At 31.5% G+C, this 14794-nt stretch carries 17 protein-coding genes; 2 read left to right on the plus strand and 15 right to left on the minus strand.

The window, feature by feature from the left end; genetic code table 11:
- Positions 1 to 11: 11 nt before the first annotated feature.
- The 15 genes from VDP25_RS10895 to VDP25_RS10965 form a co-directional block, all read right to left on the minus strand.
- Positions 12 to 215, minus strand: coding sequence for a helix-turn-helix domain-containing protein (locus VDP25_RS10895; protein WP_215929021.1), 204 nt, complete (start codon positions 213 to 215; stop codon positions 12 to 14).
- Between the two features lie 3 nt (positions 216 to 218).
- Entirely contained in the window at positions 219 to 728 is a 510-nt protein-coding gene (locus VDP25_RS10900) for a DUF2975 domain-containing protein (protein ID WP_334469656.1), read from the minus strand.
- Between the two features lie 364 nt (positions 729 to 1092).
- Positions 1093 to 1653 carry an STM3941 family protein gene (locus VDP25_RS10905; RefSeq protein WP_334469658.1) on the minus strand — a complete coding sequence of 187 codons (561 nt, stop codon included), beginning with the start codon at positions 1651 to 1653 and terminating at the stop codon, positions 1093 to 1095.
- Positions 1654 to 1710: 57 nt separating this feature from the next.
- Positions 1711 to 2040, minus strand: a complete 330-nt coding sequence (locus VDP25_RS10910) for an integrase core domain-containing protein (protein ID WP_334469660.1) — start codon at positions 2038 to 2040, stop codon at positions 1711 to 1713.
- Positions 2041 to 2102: 62 nt separating this feature from the next.
- Complete coding sequence (locus VDP25_RS10915) at positions 2103 to 2741, minus strand: DDE-type integrase/transposase/recombinase (RefSeq protein ID WP_334469662.1); 639 nt, start codon at positions 2739 to 2741, stop codon at positions 2103 to 2105.
- 40 nt (positions 2742 to 2781) lie between these two features.
- The gene (locus VDP25_RS10920) at positions 2782 to 2991 is read right to left on the minus strand and encodes a transposase (protein ID WP_236778444.1); all 210 of its coding nucleotides are present in this window, start codon (positions 2989 to 2991) and stop codon (positions 2782 to 2784) included.
- Positions 2992 to 3176: 185 nt separating this feature from the next.
- Positions 3177 to 3839: a hypothetical protein gene (locus VDP25_RS10925; RefSeq protein WP_334469666.1), complete on the minus strand. Its 663-nt coding sequence runs from the start codon at positions 3837 to 3839 to the stop codon at positions 3177 to 3179.
- Positions 3840 to 3995: 156 nt separating this feature from the next.
- Positions 3996 to 5795, minus strand: coding sequence for an ATP-dependent helicase (locus VDP25_RS10930; RefSeq protein ID WP_334469668.1), 1800 nt, complete (start codon positions 5793 to 5795; stop codon positions 3996 to 3998).
- A gap of 1 nt (position 5796) precedes the next feature.
- Positions 5797 to 7821: an ATP-dependent nuclease gene (locus VDP25_RS10935; RefSeq protein ID WP_334469670.1), complete on the minus strand. Its 2025-nt coding sequence runs from the start codon at positions 7819 to 7821 to the stop codon at positions 5797 to 5799.
- A gap of 180 nt (positions 7822 to 8001) precedes the next feature.
- Positions 8002 to 8583 (minus strand): hypothetical protein, encoded by a 582-nt coding sequence (locus VDP25_RS10940; protein ID WP_334469672.1) that lies wholly within the window; start codon positions 8581 to 8583, stop codon positions 8002 to 8004.
- A gap of 305 nt (positions 8584 to 8888) precedes the next feature.
- Complete coding sequence (locus tag VDP25_RS10945) at positions 8889 to 9146, minus strand: DUF6952 family protein (RefSeq protein ID WP_215924862.1); 258 nt, start codon at positions 9144 to 9146, stop codon at positions 8889 to 8891.
- Positions 9147 to 9191: 45 nt separating this feature from the next.
- A complete protein-coding gene (locus tag VDP25_RS10950; protein WP_334469674.1) occupies positions 9192 to 9500 on the minus strand; it encodes a thioredoxin family protein in 309 nt (102 codons plus the stop codon).
- Between the two features lie 90 nt (positions 9501 to 9590).
- Positions 9591 to 10229 carry a peroxiredoxin gene (locus tag VDP25_RS10955; RefSeq protein WP_334469676.1) on the minus strand — a complete coding sequence of 213 codons (639 nt, stop codon included), beginning with the start codon at positions 10227 to 10229 and terminating at the stop codon, positions 9591 to 9593.
- 141 nt (positions 10230 to 10370) lie between these two features.
- Positions 10371 to 11840 carry a Na+/H+ antiporter NhaC gene (gene nhaC, locus VDP25_RS10960; protein ID WP_334469678.1) on the minus strand — a complete coding sequence of 490 codons (1470 nt, stop codon included), beginning with the start codon at positions 11838 to 11840 and terminating at the stop codon, positions 10371 to 10373.
- Positions 11841 to 11988: 148 nt separating this feature from the next.
- Positions 11989 to 13188: an aminotransferase class I/II-fold pyridoxal phosphate-dependent enzyme gene (locus tag VDP25_RS10965; RefSeq protein ID WP_334469680.1), complete on the minus strand. Its 1200-nt coding sequence runs from the start codon at positions 13186 to 13188 to the stop codon at positions 11989 to 11991.
- Positions 13189 to 13349: 161 nt separating this feature from the next.
- On the opposite strand from VDP25_RS10965, the gene VDP25_RS10970 reads away from it, so the two are divergent.
- Both VDP25_RS10970 and VDP25_RS10975 read left to right on the plus strand, forming a co-directional pair.
- Positions 13350 to 13811 carry an Lrp/AsnC family transcriptional regulator gene (locus VDP25_RS10970; RefSeq protein WP_215924857.1) on the plus strand — a complete coding sequence of 154 codons (462 nt, stop codon included), beginning with the start codon at positions 13350 to 13352 and terminating at the stop codon, positions 13809 to 13811.
- A gap of 33 nt (positions 13812 to 13844) precedes the next feature.
- Complete coding sequence (locus tag VDP25_RS10975; protein WP_334469682.1) at positions 13845 to 14615, plus strand: LuxR C-terminal-related transcriptional regulator; 771 nt, start codon at positions 13845 to 13847, stop codon at positions 14613 to 14615.
- Positions 14616 to 14794 lie beyond the last annotated feature (179 nt).

Consider the following 14794-nt stretch of genomic DNA (forward strand, 5'->3'; position numbering starts at 1 on the left):
TTAAGAGAGTGCTAGTCTACATAGTCTATAATGTCTCCAGGTTTACAGTCTAAGGCTTTGCATATTTTTTCTAGAGTTTCAAAGCGAATGCCTTTGGCTTTTCCATTTTTTAGTATCGATAAATTTGCAGGTGTAATGCCAACTTCTTTAACCAATTCTTTACTCTTCATTTTTCGTTTGGCAAGCATGACATCTATATTTATTACAATGGGCATAGTTTAAATGTATAAGTCTTGTTCGTTTTGTAAATGCAATCCTTGGTTAAATATTTCTGACATAAAAAACACAAAAACACCTAAAACAAGATGCAGGATAATAATCAGAAACATTTCGTGTTCTATGGGCATAAAAAACGATGTGAATATGGTGAGTACAGCTGGTAGAAATATATTGACAAGATAAAACCGTCGCAAATGCACAATATTTTCGGCGGTAAATAATTTATCTTGGTAGAATACCTTAAAGACATTAGATAGTAGCCAAAAAAACAAACCATACCCTAAAACAGGAATTAAAAACGAAAAGATTAAATACGTTGTGTTGCTGTCTAAAATTAAAAAAGACTCCTCTGTAAAAGGATAGGTGATAATTGTTTGTTTATCTTTTATTAACATATGGGTGTTTGTTATCCAGCTAAAAGACCCGTAAACACCAGTAACTAAATATAAACCACCCAACATCCTTGAGATGTAGTATAAAACTTTGGAAATAATAATTGATTTTTGCATATAATAAAATATATTTTATTATTGCAAATGTATAAAAAAATATTGTTTTACAATAAATAATTATCTTTTTAAGATGATTTTAGTGTTGCTATATTTGTTAAAAACGATTCAAGAACGTTTTTATCTTTATTCAAATAAAGTAAATCAATAGATTAACGAGAATTTTAGCTTAATACTAAAATTTTAGGGAGTTTGTTATTTTAATTAAGGGCGAGTTGGTCAAATTGGTGCCAACGTGTTTCTTTAGTTTGTTACGGAAAATCAGCTATGATTTTCCGCCGTGACCGAAAGATAGCGAATAAGATTGAATTTCTGCGAGGAAATTCAGCCGCAATGAGCTATACAAGTTGTTGTAACACGTTTTTTATTTTTTCCGATTATTAATTTCTCTTCTGATTAATTGCTCTAATTCCGAGAATTTTATTTTCAAACCAGTACTTATTATAGTTAGGGGAGAACCATACTCTTGGTTATTGTATTCCAACGTTTCTTTTAAAATTATATTTTTTTGACGTTCGATGTATTTTTCAGGCTTATTGGTTTTTAATATTATCATTTTTTGAGAGGAAACATCAATTCCCAAATCGTAAACTGGGACTTTAACTTTAATAGTGTCAATTCCAGATATGTCTTGCCATTCAATTAATCCTACACATATAGCATTTGAATTATCAAAAATTCCTTCATCATTTATAATCAGTCCTACTTTTTCGCTGAAAATTTTTCTAAGAATAAAAAACACACCAAGTCCAAAGAATAAAACACTTGCTAATCCCATAAAAAAAAGAAAATCGTTAGAATGTCGAATATAGGAAGAGTTATCAGGTTTTATAATCATCCAAACTCCGCCAAAAACAAATGCTAATCCTCCAAATAGCATCAAAACTAGTTTGGTTTTACTTAAAGGTATCTTGATTTCAGTCATTTGCAGTGTTTTTTTAAATGTTTAGTCCTGAAATATGGCTACAGGTTAAAATTGATTTTACGCTGATAATTTATATACCATATTAGGTGTTTTATAGTCTAAAGATAAATGTAATCTTATTTCGTTGTATAAATTAATTGCATTTTTTGCGGCTCTTTTAGCGTGTGCTACGTTATCAAAGGTCTGGTCGAGATAAAACTCATCTTTTAATATGCCGTTTACACGCTCAGCCATGGCATTTTCGTAACAATGATTTTCTTCAGTCATACTGATATCTATCTTTTTTCTCTTTAGTATTTGCGTGTATTGATTACTACAATACTGTATTCCTCTGTCTGACCCGAGGCATTTTTGCCGAACTGGCGAAGCAATGATGTATGAGTCCATTAATGTTTTTAGCTTGATAAATAGCCTTATTAAGTGCTCTTACGCATCCTTTTAGTTCCAAGCTATCTACTAATGTTATAACCAACTATTTTTCTTGAATACATGTCTGTTATTAAAGCCAGATAACAAAACCCTTTTACAGTTCTTATGTATGTGATATCAGATACCCAAACTTGGTTAACTCTAGAAACTTCTAAGTCTTTTATGATGTTATTATATTTATAAAAACGATGATAAGAGTTGGTGGTTCTAGCACTGGTTTTCTTTCTAAGTGTAAGCATGTTATGCTTTCTAAGGACACTAAATAGCGTATCTCTACCAACTTTGATGTTAACTTTTGTAAACTCATCATCTAATGATTTTATGAGTTTGCGTACGCCTTTTCTAGGAAGGGATTTGCGTTTTTTACTGACTATGTTTATAATCTGTTGTTCTAGTTTTATACGCTTATCAGCTCTATTTTTATGCTTGTAATAAGCATTACGTTTAAGTCCAAAACAATGAGTTATCGTTGTCAAAGAAGCAAATCCCTTAGCTCTATTTCTAGTTTTAATTAAAGCTAGATATTGAGTTTTTTTAAGTTGCTGAACATTTTTATATCCTAATTTTTCTGCAGCTACTTCAAGATAAGATTCCTCTACCATTGCATCCGAATCCTTTTTAAGCATTAGCTTTTTAAGTTTTTCATTCTCTTTTTGCAATGCTTTGATTCTAGATATTTAGCTTCGCTGAACCACTTCGTTAGGTTTCGTCTTTTGTTTCCACTTTCACTCTGGTGTTCATTAAATCTTTACGATTATACTTTTTAATCCACTCATTGACCGTTGTAGGTGCGATAGAGTAGAGTTTACAAAGTTCACTCTTTGTATGTTTTCCGGTTGTAAGTTCGGCTAAAATTTTCAGTTTAAATGGTTCTGAATACCGTCTGATTACTTTGTCATTTTTGTACATAATGTTTAAAATTATGTAGCCTTATTTCAGGACGGGTCAAAATTGCCTCTAACGTGATTGTATATGGTTTGTTGCGTGGTTTAGCACGTAATTTAGCAAATACAAACCGAATAGAAAATCTACGAGGATTTTCGTAAGTAGGCGAGAACTAGCCATTAATTATACACGGTGTTACCACACGTTTTTTATTTTCGGTTTGCAATAAATTCATCTGCGATTATATATGGTTGTCCCAAACTAAAATCGTTTGGACTAACATCTTCGTTTCCAAAAATCAGAAGCTTTGCATTAGGTCGATACGCATAACCTTTGTCAAAATCCTTAATTACGTTCTCAACATTAAATTCAATTCCGTGTTTTTCACAAACTGCTCTTATCGGTTCAGCGAGCGGTTCTGAAATTCCGAGATTCATTTTTCCGGCTTTTTTATAATATTCTTTGATGTTGTAAAAATTCTCATTTAGTGGCAACCAATTTCCAGCGTGTTTTTCGTAGGCAAAGAATAAATCTCCAATAAATTCACTTGCGTTTGTCGGAAAACCATTTAATTCACATTCCAATTCGTTTTTGTTGAAAGTCCAAAGTAGTGGATGTTCAGTTAAGACTTTTAGTTTTATATATGGTAAATACTGTTCGCTAAAAATTCCGCTAAATTTTATTGTATTATGAGTAATTAATCGCCAATGTTCAACATCAGTAATTTTTCCATAATCATCTCGTTCTTCAACGATAAAATTAAATTCCATTGTTTTAAAATGTCCAATTTGACCTTTTAATTCGGTCAAATGAAAATGTCCATTTTGATAGAATTCTGTGGTGTTTGTTCGTTTAATTAATTCCTCTAACATTGGTTTTTCTCAAATGTGTGGTAACGGTCTAATATAAGAATAGTAGCGGATTTCTAATCGCTAACTTTTCGGTTCAGCACAGACCTTTTATATCTACTTACTTTATATTTAGCGATTAAACCGCTATTATCTTTATACATTCTTAGGTTTTCGTGCTTATTTTATTTGTATGTTTTCAGCTCCAAACCATTCAGTTATTTTATTCATTGCTGTAATTCCCATTTGTGAAAGTGCTAAAACAACTAAATTTTCTTTAGCTCTAGAACAAGATACATAAAACAAATTCTTAGTTCTTAATTTTCGATGCTCTTTGTCATCAGTATTGTTAAAGAATTTCTCAAAATTATATTGTCCAGGCCAACTTGTATCATCGATTACAACTAAAACATTTCGGTATTCTTCTCCTTTTGTTCCGTGTTTTGTTGAATATGAAGTTTGTTCTTTAATATGTTTAAAAGCATAAATTATTTCTTTGTAATTAATTTGCATTAATGATTCGTAAAACTCTTTATTTTTAATTGCAGTTTTCTGTTCTTTATCGTTACTAATGTTGGTTATATCTATACTTAGCTTTTCTATGAATTTCTGTAATTTTATAGAAGGAAGCGATAACCTATTTTCTTGACAAAAATTAAAAACATCTTCAACTGTTCCAGTAGTTCTTAATGTAGTTAATTCCTCTAATTTATTTTCAATTTCTTGTTTATCAGAATGTTTGGTTAAAGCACTAAAAACACCTTGTTGTTTTAGGTATTTTATAACTCTGTTATAATTTTTGTTTTCCCAAAAAGAAATCAAATGTTCAATTCCAGTTTCTCTTTCTTTAGAGGTCTTTTTGTCTTTAGAGCCAAAGAAGTAAGAAGCAAAATGATTTTCTCTATTTAATAATTCAGCTTTAGGGTCATAAAACCTTTTTGAATAAGTTTTATACAGATTTCCAAATCCTGCCCTTTCTGCGACTTTGCTATTTGCTATTATTAGAATTTTGTCATCACCTAATTCTGAGAAATCCCAACCATTTTTTTCTAAACTTGAAACCACACTATTGTAGTCTGAATCTTTTTTAGGTGCAACTCTTTCTTTATAATCTGCTACTTTTTCTTTTGGTTGCTTAGAATCGTTTGTGCAATTAATAAATTGAATACTTCCTTCAATACTTTCTTTACGATCAGGTATTGTTTGAGTTATATTATCTCGAATATTATTTAATAGATTAACTACACTTTCGGAAGATCGATAATTATCATCTTTTGTCACGAGTTTAAGTTTATTCTCATCAACATAGGACTCAAGAGAACCAATTCCTTCATCGTAGATTTTTTGATAAGAATCTCCGTAGAAACCAACTAATAGTTTTGTTTTATTCCTTTCGAGTAAATGATTTACAATAGCATCAACAGTTTCACTTGCTGTATCTTGATACTCGTCTATAAAAATATAAGGATATTTTTGACCTAAGATTTGAGTTAAAGCAGTATAGTTTTTAAACATCTGTAATGACAAAGTTATTACATCATCGTGATGTAGACTTCCTTGTTCAAAATCTCTATAACCACTATCATCATATTTCACTTCTGTTTTAATCCTATCTTTTAATCCAGTTTTATATTTTTCAGGTTTTTTACTATTAGCAATCATAAACTCGTTTAAAACATCTAATTCAATAATTAGTTGTTTGTTGAATCTTTTGATGCAATCCCATAAAAATTCGTGAATTGTGGAAACAATTACTAAAGGATTATTTTCAAGTCTTTCAATAATTTCATTTTTGGCAACATTAGTGTAAGTAATACAAACAATTCTTTGATTGTTTAGTTTGATACTTTTTCCTTTAGTTGCTAAAACGTGATTTATCGTTTGAATTAAAGTATATGTTTTACCTGAACCAGCTCCAGCTTCAAGAACAAAACTTTTGTTTTCTCCTATGTGATTTATTATTTGTTCTATAGCTATCATTCTAATCGTTTTTAGCTAACCAAACTAAACCTTCATTTATATATGCTGGAACTTTCCATTTTCCATATTCCTTTTCGTTAAAAGACATAATATCGAATGTGAATTCCGTTTTTTGTTTCGATGTAAACTTATCAGGCATTTCTTTAGAAATATCTTTGTTTTTTATATAAGAAAACTCATCCTTTATTTTTTTTCCTTTTTCAATTGGGTGCTCAGTTAAAAAGAAAGCTTTATTTGCATTTATAAAAGCATCTTCAAAACTTCTTGCGTTATAACCATTTTCTTTTGTTTGATAAGCCACACGAATGTTGTCTTGTATCTTATCTTCAACTTTACAATTTACTAAATCAGATATAGTAGTTTTATTTGGTAACCAGTTTATTAAAGTGTAATTAGTTGTGTATTCACCTTTAGAAACAGGACATTTGCCATCTTTTTTATTACTTGAATCAATATCAGTAATTATCAAGGTTCTTACATTAATAAACTCTAATATTTCCCTGAAAGAATGGGCATACGCTCCGCCAACTTCCAATATAGAAACATATTCATTACATAATGATTTAGCACTTTTTTTAATCATTTGAGGTAAAAGCATACGTTCAGTTGTTCCTTCAACTAATATGACTTTATCTGCAAAAAATAAATCAGATTTATGAAGTGTTAGATATTGCCTTAAAAATCTAAAAGTTCGTGCATCATCTTTAATTTTTAAATTATTAAAATCTTGATTAGTTATTTTATATCCTCCAGATGCTGTTTTTAATCTATTGAAATATCTAATTCTATTAAACCCTCTTTCTGTTTCAATACCTGATTCTGAAAGTATATGTGAAGAATGAGTTGTAATTATAACCTGTATCTGAATATTATATTTATTTCTAGCTTCTTTTATAAGTTCTGCTACTTGACTAATAAATACTTGTTGCATTTGAGGATGCATATGAGCTTCTGGTTCTTCAATAAGTACAACAAGAAAATTTGAAAGCTTTTCCTCTTTAGAATTTTTAAATTTCTCAATGAAACTGGCTAATTCTAAAATCATATAAATTAGATTACTGTAACCGAGTCCATTATAGCTTTCAGGTAAGTTTATTTCATTTTGCTTATATAAATATTGGATATTGTTTTTTAATACTTTTTCAGAATCAAATATTGAATCAATCTCTATAGGGGGGATTGAAACAGGTGTATTTGCTCCAAACTTTTTTAATTCGAGCATTATATTCTCTAGTACTTTCTTATATCTTTCTTTTAAATCAGAAGCAATTCCTTTCAGAGCATCTTCTAATTCTTCAACATCTTTATTGTCTGTTTTATCTCTATGACTATAGTAATTTGAAAAGCCAAGAGATAATGCATTGTTAGAATCTCCTTTTATGTCATCTAAAACTCTCATTGCTTTTATGCTTTCAAAAAGTACTATTTTTTGAATTTTAGTTTTAAAACTGTCTTCGATTATTCTTTTATAATCAGATTCTCTATCAATTGCATAGCAAACATTTTTATATAAAAACTTGATGTTCTGATGAAGGTATTTTATTAAGTCGATGCTTTTGTCTTTTCTATTTTCAAATGAATGAAAGACTTTTAAAGTGTTTTTTGGCTCAAAAGACACACAAATTGTAGCATCATTTCTAGCATCCTCTAAATCTGTTATAAATTCACTAAGCTCAACTAATGATTCATTACTTATTTTATCATACTCAATTTCAAAATTGATTTTAATTTTAGGAATTTCTACTAACAGTTGTTTTTCAAGTTCTTCTCGATCCTCTTCTGTGATTCCTTCTTTTTTAGATTCTAAATATTTATTGTAAGAAGATTTAAACACAGTATAAGTACTCTGTGAAAAGTCCTCAAATATAAATTTTCCATCTGTGGAAGTAGCTAACTTTATAGCTTCAAAAAAAGAAGTTTTTCCTGTGTTATTCTTTCCTACGATTAATGTTATATCGTCTTCTAAATTGCAGTTTATGTTTTCTAATAGTCGAAAGTTTTGGACTTCTATTTTTTTGATTTTCATTTAACTTGTTGTTTGGTGTAGAGTGTTTTTTTCGTATGAAACCTAACGTGTTTGTATATGGTTTGTTGCGTGGTTTGAGCAACTAATTTAGCAAATAAAAACCGAATAGAAAATCCGCGAGGATTTTCGTAAGTAGGCTAGAACTAGCAATAAATTATATACGTTGTTGTAAGCAGTATTTTATTCACAATAATCATTAAATTCCATCTTTTTCAGCGCTTTGAAAAATTCCGCTTGAGTGGATTCCGACAAATCATTTCCATAAAAACTCATAGATGTTTTATTATGATTCTTTCTGCTTCCTTTTAAACTGTCAATGTAAATTCCGCTCGCACCAAAACCTTTGTTTGTTGGCTCAATAAATTTGGCTGAAAAGCAAGCAATACTGTCTTTTGTGAATTTATATTTTAGATATTCTTTTGCGTCATATTCAGCAGTAAATTCATCATCGACTATCAAATGTTTTACCTTTTCTAATCGACTCTTTTGCTTTTCAGAGAATTCAGAATATTCGGTTTTACTAAACACAAGTATTTCAATGTTTTTTGTCAAATCTCCAGAATACCAACCCAAATCAAAAATCAAAGTATCTTGTTCATTCGTTACTAATCCACCAACATAACTGTCGATTCCTTTAACTTCGTATTCTTTCCAATTTTGAGGCACAGTAATTTCAAACGAGCCAAAGTCAATCGTTTTATATTCCGACTTTTTACAAGAAAAAATCAGAAGTAAAATTAGTATCGTTAACGTTTTTCTCATATTGCTTACAACTCGTTATATCATAACTTTTATCATTCATACCCCATAAATCAAATAAGTTATGACAGGTTTAATATGAGTTTAAAAGTCGTCAGCAACAAATCTAATTATATTATCTCAAAAATCTATACGTAAAGTTACGTACAGCTCTCAGAATCAACAGCCAAGTTACCTCCTTCTATTCTAAATAACTTACGGTAATCCGTAAAGGCTAATTTTTACATCTCAAAACCCTATAAAACGTAAAAACCACCAAGCTTTCGCAAGGTGGTTTTATACTTATTAATTTTTCTTTTTCTATCTATCTATTTATCAATAGAGCCTAAGACACGTTTCATAAAATTGTTAACGGCATCTTTTTTAGTAGCTCCTTCTTTGATCATTTTGTTGACTTCAATGGCTCCATACATGTTAGAGATTAATTCTCCAATGACGTCTAGTTCTTCATCTTTTAAGGATGGTACTTCGGTTAAGGCCTCTAGCGTTTCAATAGTTTCAATGATGTAGTCTTCGTCATTGTCTTCAATAAACTGCGTTAAGTGTTTTATTACGGGTAGTTTCATATGCATTTCCTGCGAAAGCAGGAATCTATTAAAAGGTTAAACAAATTAAGCTACTTCGTCAACCAGTTCTTTTAAAACATCGAACTTATTGGTTTGTACTTGGCTTTTAAATTCGCCATTCTTAAATGTTGCAAAGGTTGGTAAATTGTCTACCGTTGCTAATTTTCTACTTTCAGGAAATTTTTCAGCATCAGCAATCACAAAAGTAGCTCCTTCGTGTTCTGTTGCTAATTTCTTAAACTTAGGTTTCATTATTCTACAATTTCCACACCAGGTCGCTGAATATTGTACGATCACTGTATCGTTACCATTGATAATCTCTTGCAGATTATCTTGTTCTAATTCTTGTATCATAGTTTGTTATTTTAATAAACCTGATAGGTTTTAGAAACCTATCAGGTTTAATTGAGATTGCTTTACTCTGTTCGCAATGCCAGTACGTTTTTAGTGAGATGCTAAATACTCAGCAGTCCCTTTAGCATTGGCTTGCATTGCTTCTTTACCTTCTTCCCAGTTTGCTGGGCAAACTTCACCTTTTTCTTGTACGTGTGTTAAGGCATCGATAATTCTCAAGTATTCGTTAACGTTTCTACCTAAAGGCATGTTGTTAATACTTTCGTGTTGGATGGTTCCTTCTTCGTCAATGATATATGTTGCTCTGTAGGTTACGTTATCACCTTCAACTGTTACTAAACCAGTTTCTTCATCAAATTGCTCATTGAAGATATCTAAGATTCCTAATGCTGAAGCTAGGTTACGGTTAGAATCGGCTAAGATTGGGTATGTTACTCCTTCAATTCCTCCATTATCTTTAGGTGTGCTTAACCAAGCAAAGTGTACTTCGGCAGTATCACAAGATGCACCAATTACAATAGTGTTTCTTTTTTCAAATTCGCCTAAAGCCGCTTGGAAAGCGTGTAATTCTGTAGGACATACAAAAGTAAAATCTTTTGGGTACCAGAATAATACGACTTTCTTGTTATTGTTTTTTGCTTCTTCTAGAACGTTCACTTTAAAAGTGTCGCCCATATCGTTCATTGCGTTTACGTCTAAATTTGGAAATTGTCTTCCTACTAATGCCATGTTTTTATAGTTTTAAATTGATTATTAATTTTCTACTACAAAGATACTTTTCATTAGTGAATTAATACGTTAAGCAAATTTTAATTTTTTATAAAGCAATAGATTTTAGCTATACTGTATTTTATTTTTAATAAATAAAAACTATTTAGCTTTTAGCATCTTAATTTTAAGATTTAAGGCTGCAAATATTAAGGTGGTAAAAGGACTTAACCAGTTAAAGATGGCATACATAAAGTATTCGCCCACACCAACACCTAGGACGCCACTTTGGTAAGCTCCACAAGTGTTCCATGGGATTAGTACAGAGGTAACGGTTCCGGAATCCTCTAGGGTACGACTTAAATTTTCTGGTGCTAAGCCTTTATCGATATAAGCTTGCTTAAACATCTTTCCAGGAATGACAATGGCCAAGTATTGATCTGAGGCAATGATATTTAAACCTAAACAGCTTACCACAGTACTGGCAAATAATCCGAATATAGAGGTGGCTATAGAAAGCAGTGCTTTTGTGATTCGGGATAGTGCTCCAATGGCGTCCATAATGCCTCCAAAAACCATGGCGCATATAATTAAATAGATGGTCCAGAGCATGCCCTGCATACCTTTAGCAGAGAAGAGGTCATTTAAATTTTCATTATCTGTAGCGATAGAGGTCTCTGTGAAAATAGAGTTAATAACGGCCGAGAATTTAGATTCGGATAAGTTTTCTAGTACTGGAGCTTGAAAAATGAATGCAAATACGATGGCTAGAACAATTCCGGATGCTAAAGCTATTAGTGGTTTTGTTTTGAGTAGTATTAAAGCCACTACTGTAACAGGTACCATAAATAACCAAGGTGATATGTGAAAGGTGTTTTTAATTGAAGCTAATAAATTGCTAACATCTGCAGTTCCTGTAGGGTCTATATTGGCACTAATTATGGCAAATACAATTAATGTTATAATAATGGTAGGCACGGTGGTGATGGCCATATATCTAATATGTGTAAACAAATCCGTCCCAGCCATAGCGGGAGCTAGGTTTGTGGTGTCGCTTAATGGTGACATTTTATCACCGAAGTAAGCTCCAGAAATTACAGCACCGGCAATCATCCCAGGATTAATGCCCAAAGCAGTACCAATGCCTACTAAAGCAATACCCACGGTTGCCGAGGTGGTCCAAGAACTCCCTGTGGCAATAGATATTACAGCGGCAATAACGACGGATGCTGGTAAGAATATTTCGGGACTTAAAACTTGTAAGCCGTAATAGACCATGGCGGGAATGACTCCACTGACTAACCAAGTTCCTGCTAAAGCACCTACTAAGAATAAAATCATTATAGGCACAAATACACTTCTTAGGTTTTCCCAAACCTCTTTGAGCATGATTTTGATATTCACTTTATTAAAAAAGCCAACAATAGCAGCAATGCCACCACCTAATAATAAAATAATTTGATTGGTGTAGCCTCCAAACCATTCTTGATCCTCAACAAAAAAGATGTTATAGGCTAGCATGGCCATGAGCATAACAACAGGTATAAGTGCTTCAAAAAAACTAAGTGCTTTATTGTCTATAATTACTTGATCTTCTGTTTTAATCTCACTTAGGTTGTCGTTTTCTTGCATTTTTAGTCCGTTTAGTTCTGTAATGTTACGATTTTGTTAAGCCATTTGCAAATGGAATGCAAATCCTAGAATTTGAAGCAAAAAAAAGGGTTAGACCCTTAGTGTTACCTAAGCATCTAACCATTAATTATATAGCTGTGATTTTAGCTTAAAGAATGTCTAATTCTTTCATGCAAGTTTTCATCATATCGTAGGTACGTTCTATATCGGCATCAAGACCAATAGAAAAACGAATTAAGCCATCACTTAAGCCCATTTCTTTTTGTTCATCTTCAGGTATTTCTGAAGAAGTTGAGCTTCCTGGTGCGCTAAATAGGGTTTTATAGAATCCTAAACTCACGGCTAAATAGCCTAAGTTACGCTCTTGCATTAATTCCATTAAGGCATTGGCTTTGTCTAAAGATCCTACATCGACAGTCATCATACCTCCAAAACCGTATTTTTCATTCATCATAGATTTGAATAATTCATGCGATGGGTGAGAGGCTAGGCCAGGGTAAACGGTTTTTAAACCGTCATTTTCAATTTTTTTAGCTAAATAGGTGGCATTATAACTGTGTTGCATCATTCTAATGTGCAAGGTTCTCAAGTTTTTTAATACTGAAGCCGAACGCATACTATCCATAGTAGAACCTAATAACATGGCTGCACCACTGTTTACGTTTCGTAGGTCGTCAATTAATTCTTGTGTACCACATACTACACCACCAACAGTATCTGAAGAGCCATTGATAAATTTAGTTAAACTGTGAACTACGACATCTGCTCCTAATTTTATAGGTGAGATAGATAAGGGAGAAAAGGTATTATCTACTACCAATGTAATGTTGTGCTTTTTTGCTAATTTGGCTAAGCTTGCGATGTCTGCCACTTCTAATAAGGGGTTACTTACCGTTTCGCAAAACAAGACTTTTGTTTTTGGAGTAATGGCAGCTTCTACAGCCTCTAATTTAGTGATATCAACAAAAGAGGTGTTAATACCTAAACGCGGTGTAAAGTTTTTTAAGAAGGCATAAGTACCACCGTAAATGGTTCTGCTGCTTACAATATGTTCGCCTGCACCGCACAGTTGTAATAAGACCGGAGTAATAGCACCCATACCAGAAGCTGTAACGGTTGCTGTTTCTGTACCTTCCATAGCTGCTAAAGCTTCTCCTAAATATAAGTTTGAAGGAGACGAATGGCGTGAGTATAAATAACAACCATCTGCGTTACCTTCAAAGGTATCGAACATGGTTTTTGCTGATAAAAACGTATAGGTTGATGAGTCTGAAATAGAAGGGTTTACGCCTCCGAATTCGCCAAAGTATTGTAAATCTTGAATATTGTTTGCGGGTTTAAAAGCCATAATAATTTGATTTTGATTAATTCTTTCAAATCTCGTTAAATTTAGATTAATAATCAATCAATAAGATGGTCTTTAGATTATTTATCTAAAATATGTGCTATTTTTAGTTTTTATAAGTATAGATTTGGTTTTTGTATTATTTTAACCGAAAAAAGATAAGCATGATTTTTGACGACATTGATAGAAAGCTGCTTCATTTGCTACAAAATGACAGTAAACAAACCAATAAAGCCTTAGCATACCAGTTAAATTTATCTGTAACTGCCGTTTACGAGCGTATTAAAAAACTCGAAAAAAATGGTATTGTAAAAAAGTATGTCGCTTTAATAGATAAGAATAAAGTACAAAAGGATTTTGTAGCTTTTTGTCATATAAAGTTAGTGCAGCACACACAAGATTATGTTGTAAGTTTTGAACGTGAAGTTAAGCAGTTTAATGAGGTTTTAGAATGTTACCATTTAAGTGGAGATTACGATTATTTGCTTAAAGTCTTAGTAAAAGATATGGAGGCGTTTAGGGAATTTATGGTAGAAAAATTAACTAAAATTGACCATATTGGTAGTACGCACAGTATGTTTATGATAAATGAAGTGAAGCATACCACTGTAATTTCACTGAAATGATTATTTTTTAGATTAAATTTCTAATTTTACATTATGAAACAATCTCAAATTAAAGATTTATACCGATTCATATTTAAATCCTATGATAAACCATTTCTAAAAGAACACATAAAGAAGTTTATGGAGCTCGATGAATATTTACCATATAGCTCTACGTTTTTTTGTGTTACAAATACTCAAGACTTAACATTTGAATATATTAGTAAAAATTATACCGCTTGTCTTGGGCTTGATGCTAAAGTGCTAAAGACTCATGGTATGCGTTATTTTTGGAATAGAATTCATCCAGATGATATTGATGCTTGGTTAAGCGCACTTAATAAGTTAATGGAATTTACACTTGGTGAAATATCAAAACCAAAACGAAAAGACACAAATTATACATGGAATTTTAGAATTAAGAATGGTGATGGTGTTTATGTAAATATTATTCAGAATACTACACCATTGGTTTTTGATTCAGACGGTAAGCCTATAATAGGTTTAGCACATTACACGGTTTTAGATCCTAATATAAAAATGGATATAACGGCATCTGCAAAGCTGTTAAACTCTAAAAATGAATATGAAACGCTTTATTTTAACAACTTTTCTCAAAAGTTATTAAATGAAGGTGTAAGTAATAGAGAGCGTGATGTTATACGATTACTCGTTTTAAATTACACGAGTAAAGAGATTTCTAATAAATTAAATATCAGTTCTCATACGGTAGATACACATAGAAGAAATATATTGAAAAAGTTTAACCTCTCGTCAACAGGAGAGTTGGTTGGCATGTTAAAAATGAATCAACATTGGTTGTAAATCGTATAAATACTCAAATTGAGTATTGCCCGCTTATTCTTTAATACGGAACTTTGACATGCTATTAGCAACTTTAGGGTAGAATACGTCCATTCTCTTTTGATTATTTTTATAGTCCAAAGGTTTGGACTATTTTTTTTAATGCAAAAAACGATAGCATTTCTTTTTTAATTGCATTA

The sequence above is a fragment of the Winogradskyella sp. ECml5-4 genome, from assembly GCF_036903175.1.
GTDB classification, from domain to species: Bacteria; Bacteroidota; Bacteroidia; order Flavobacteriales; family Flavobacteriaceae; genus Winogradskyella; species Winogradskyella damuponensis.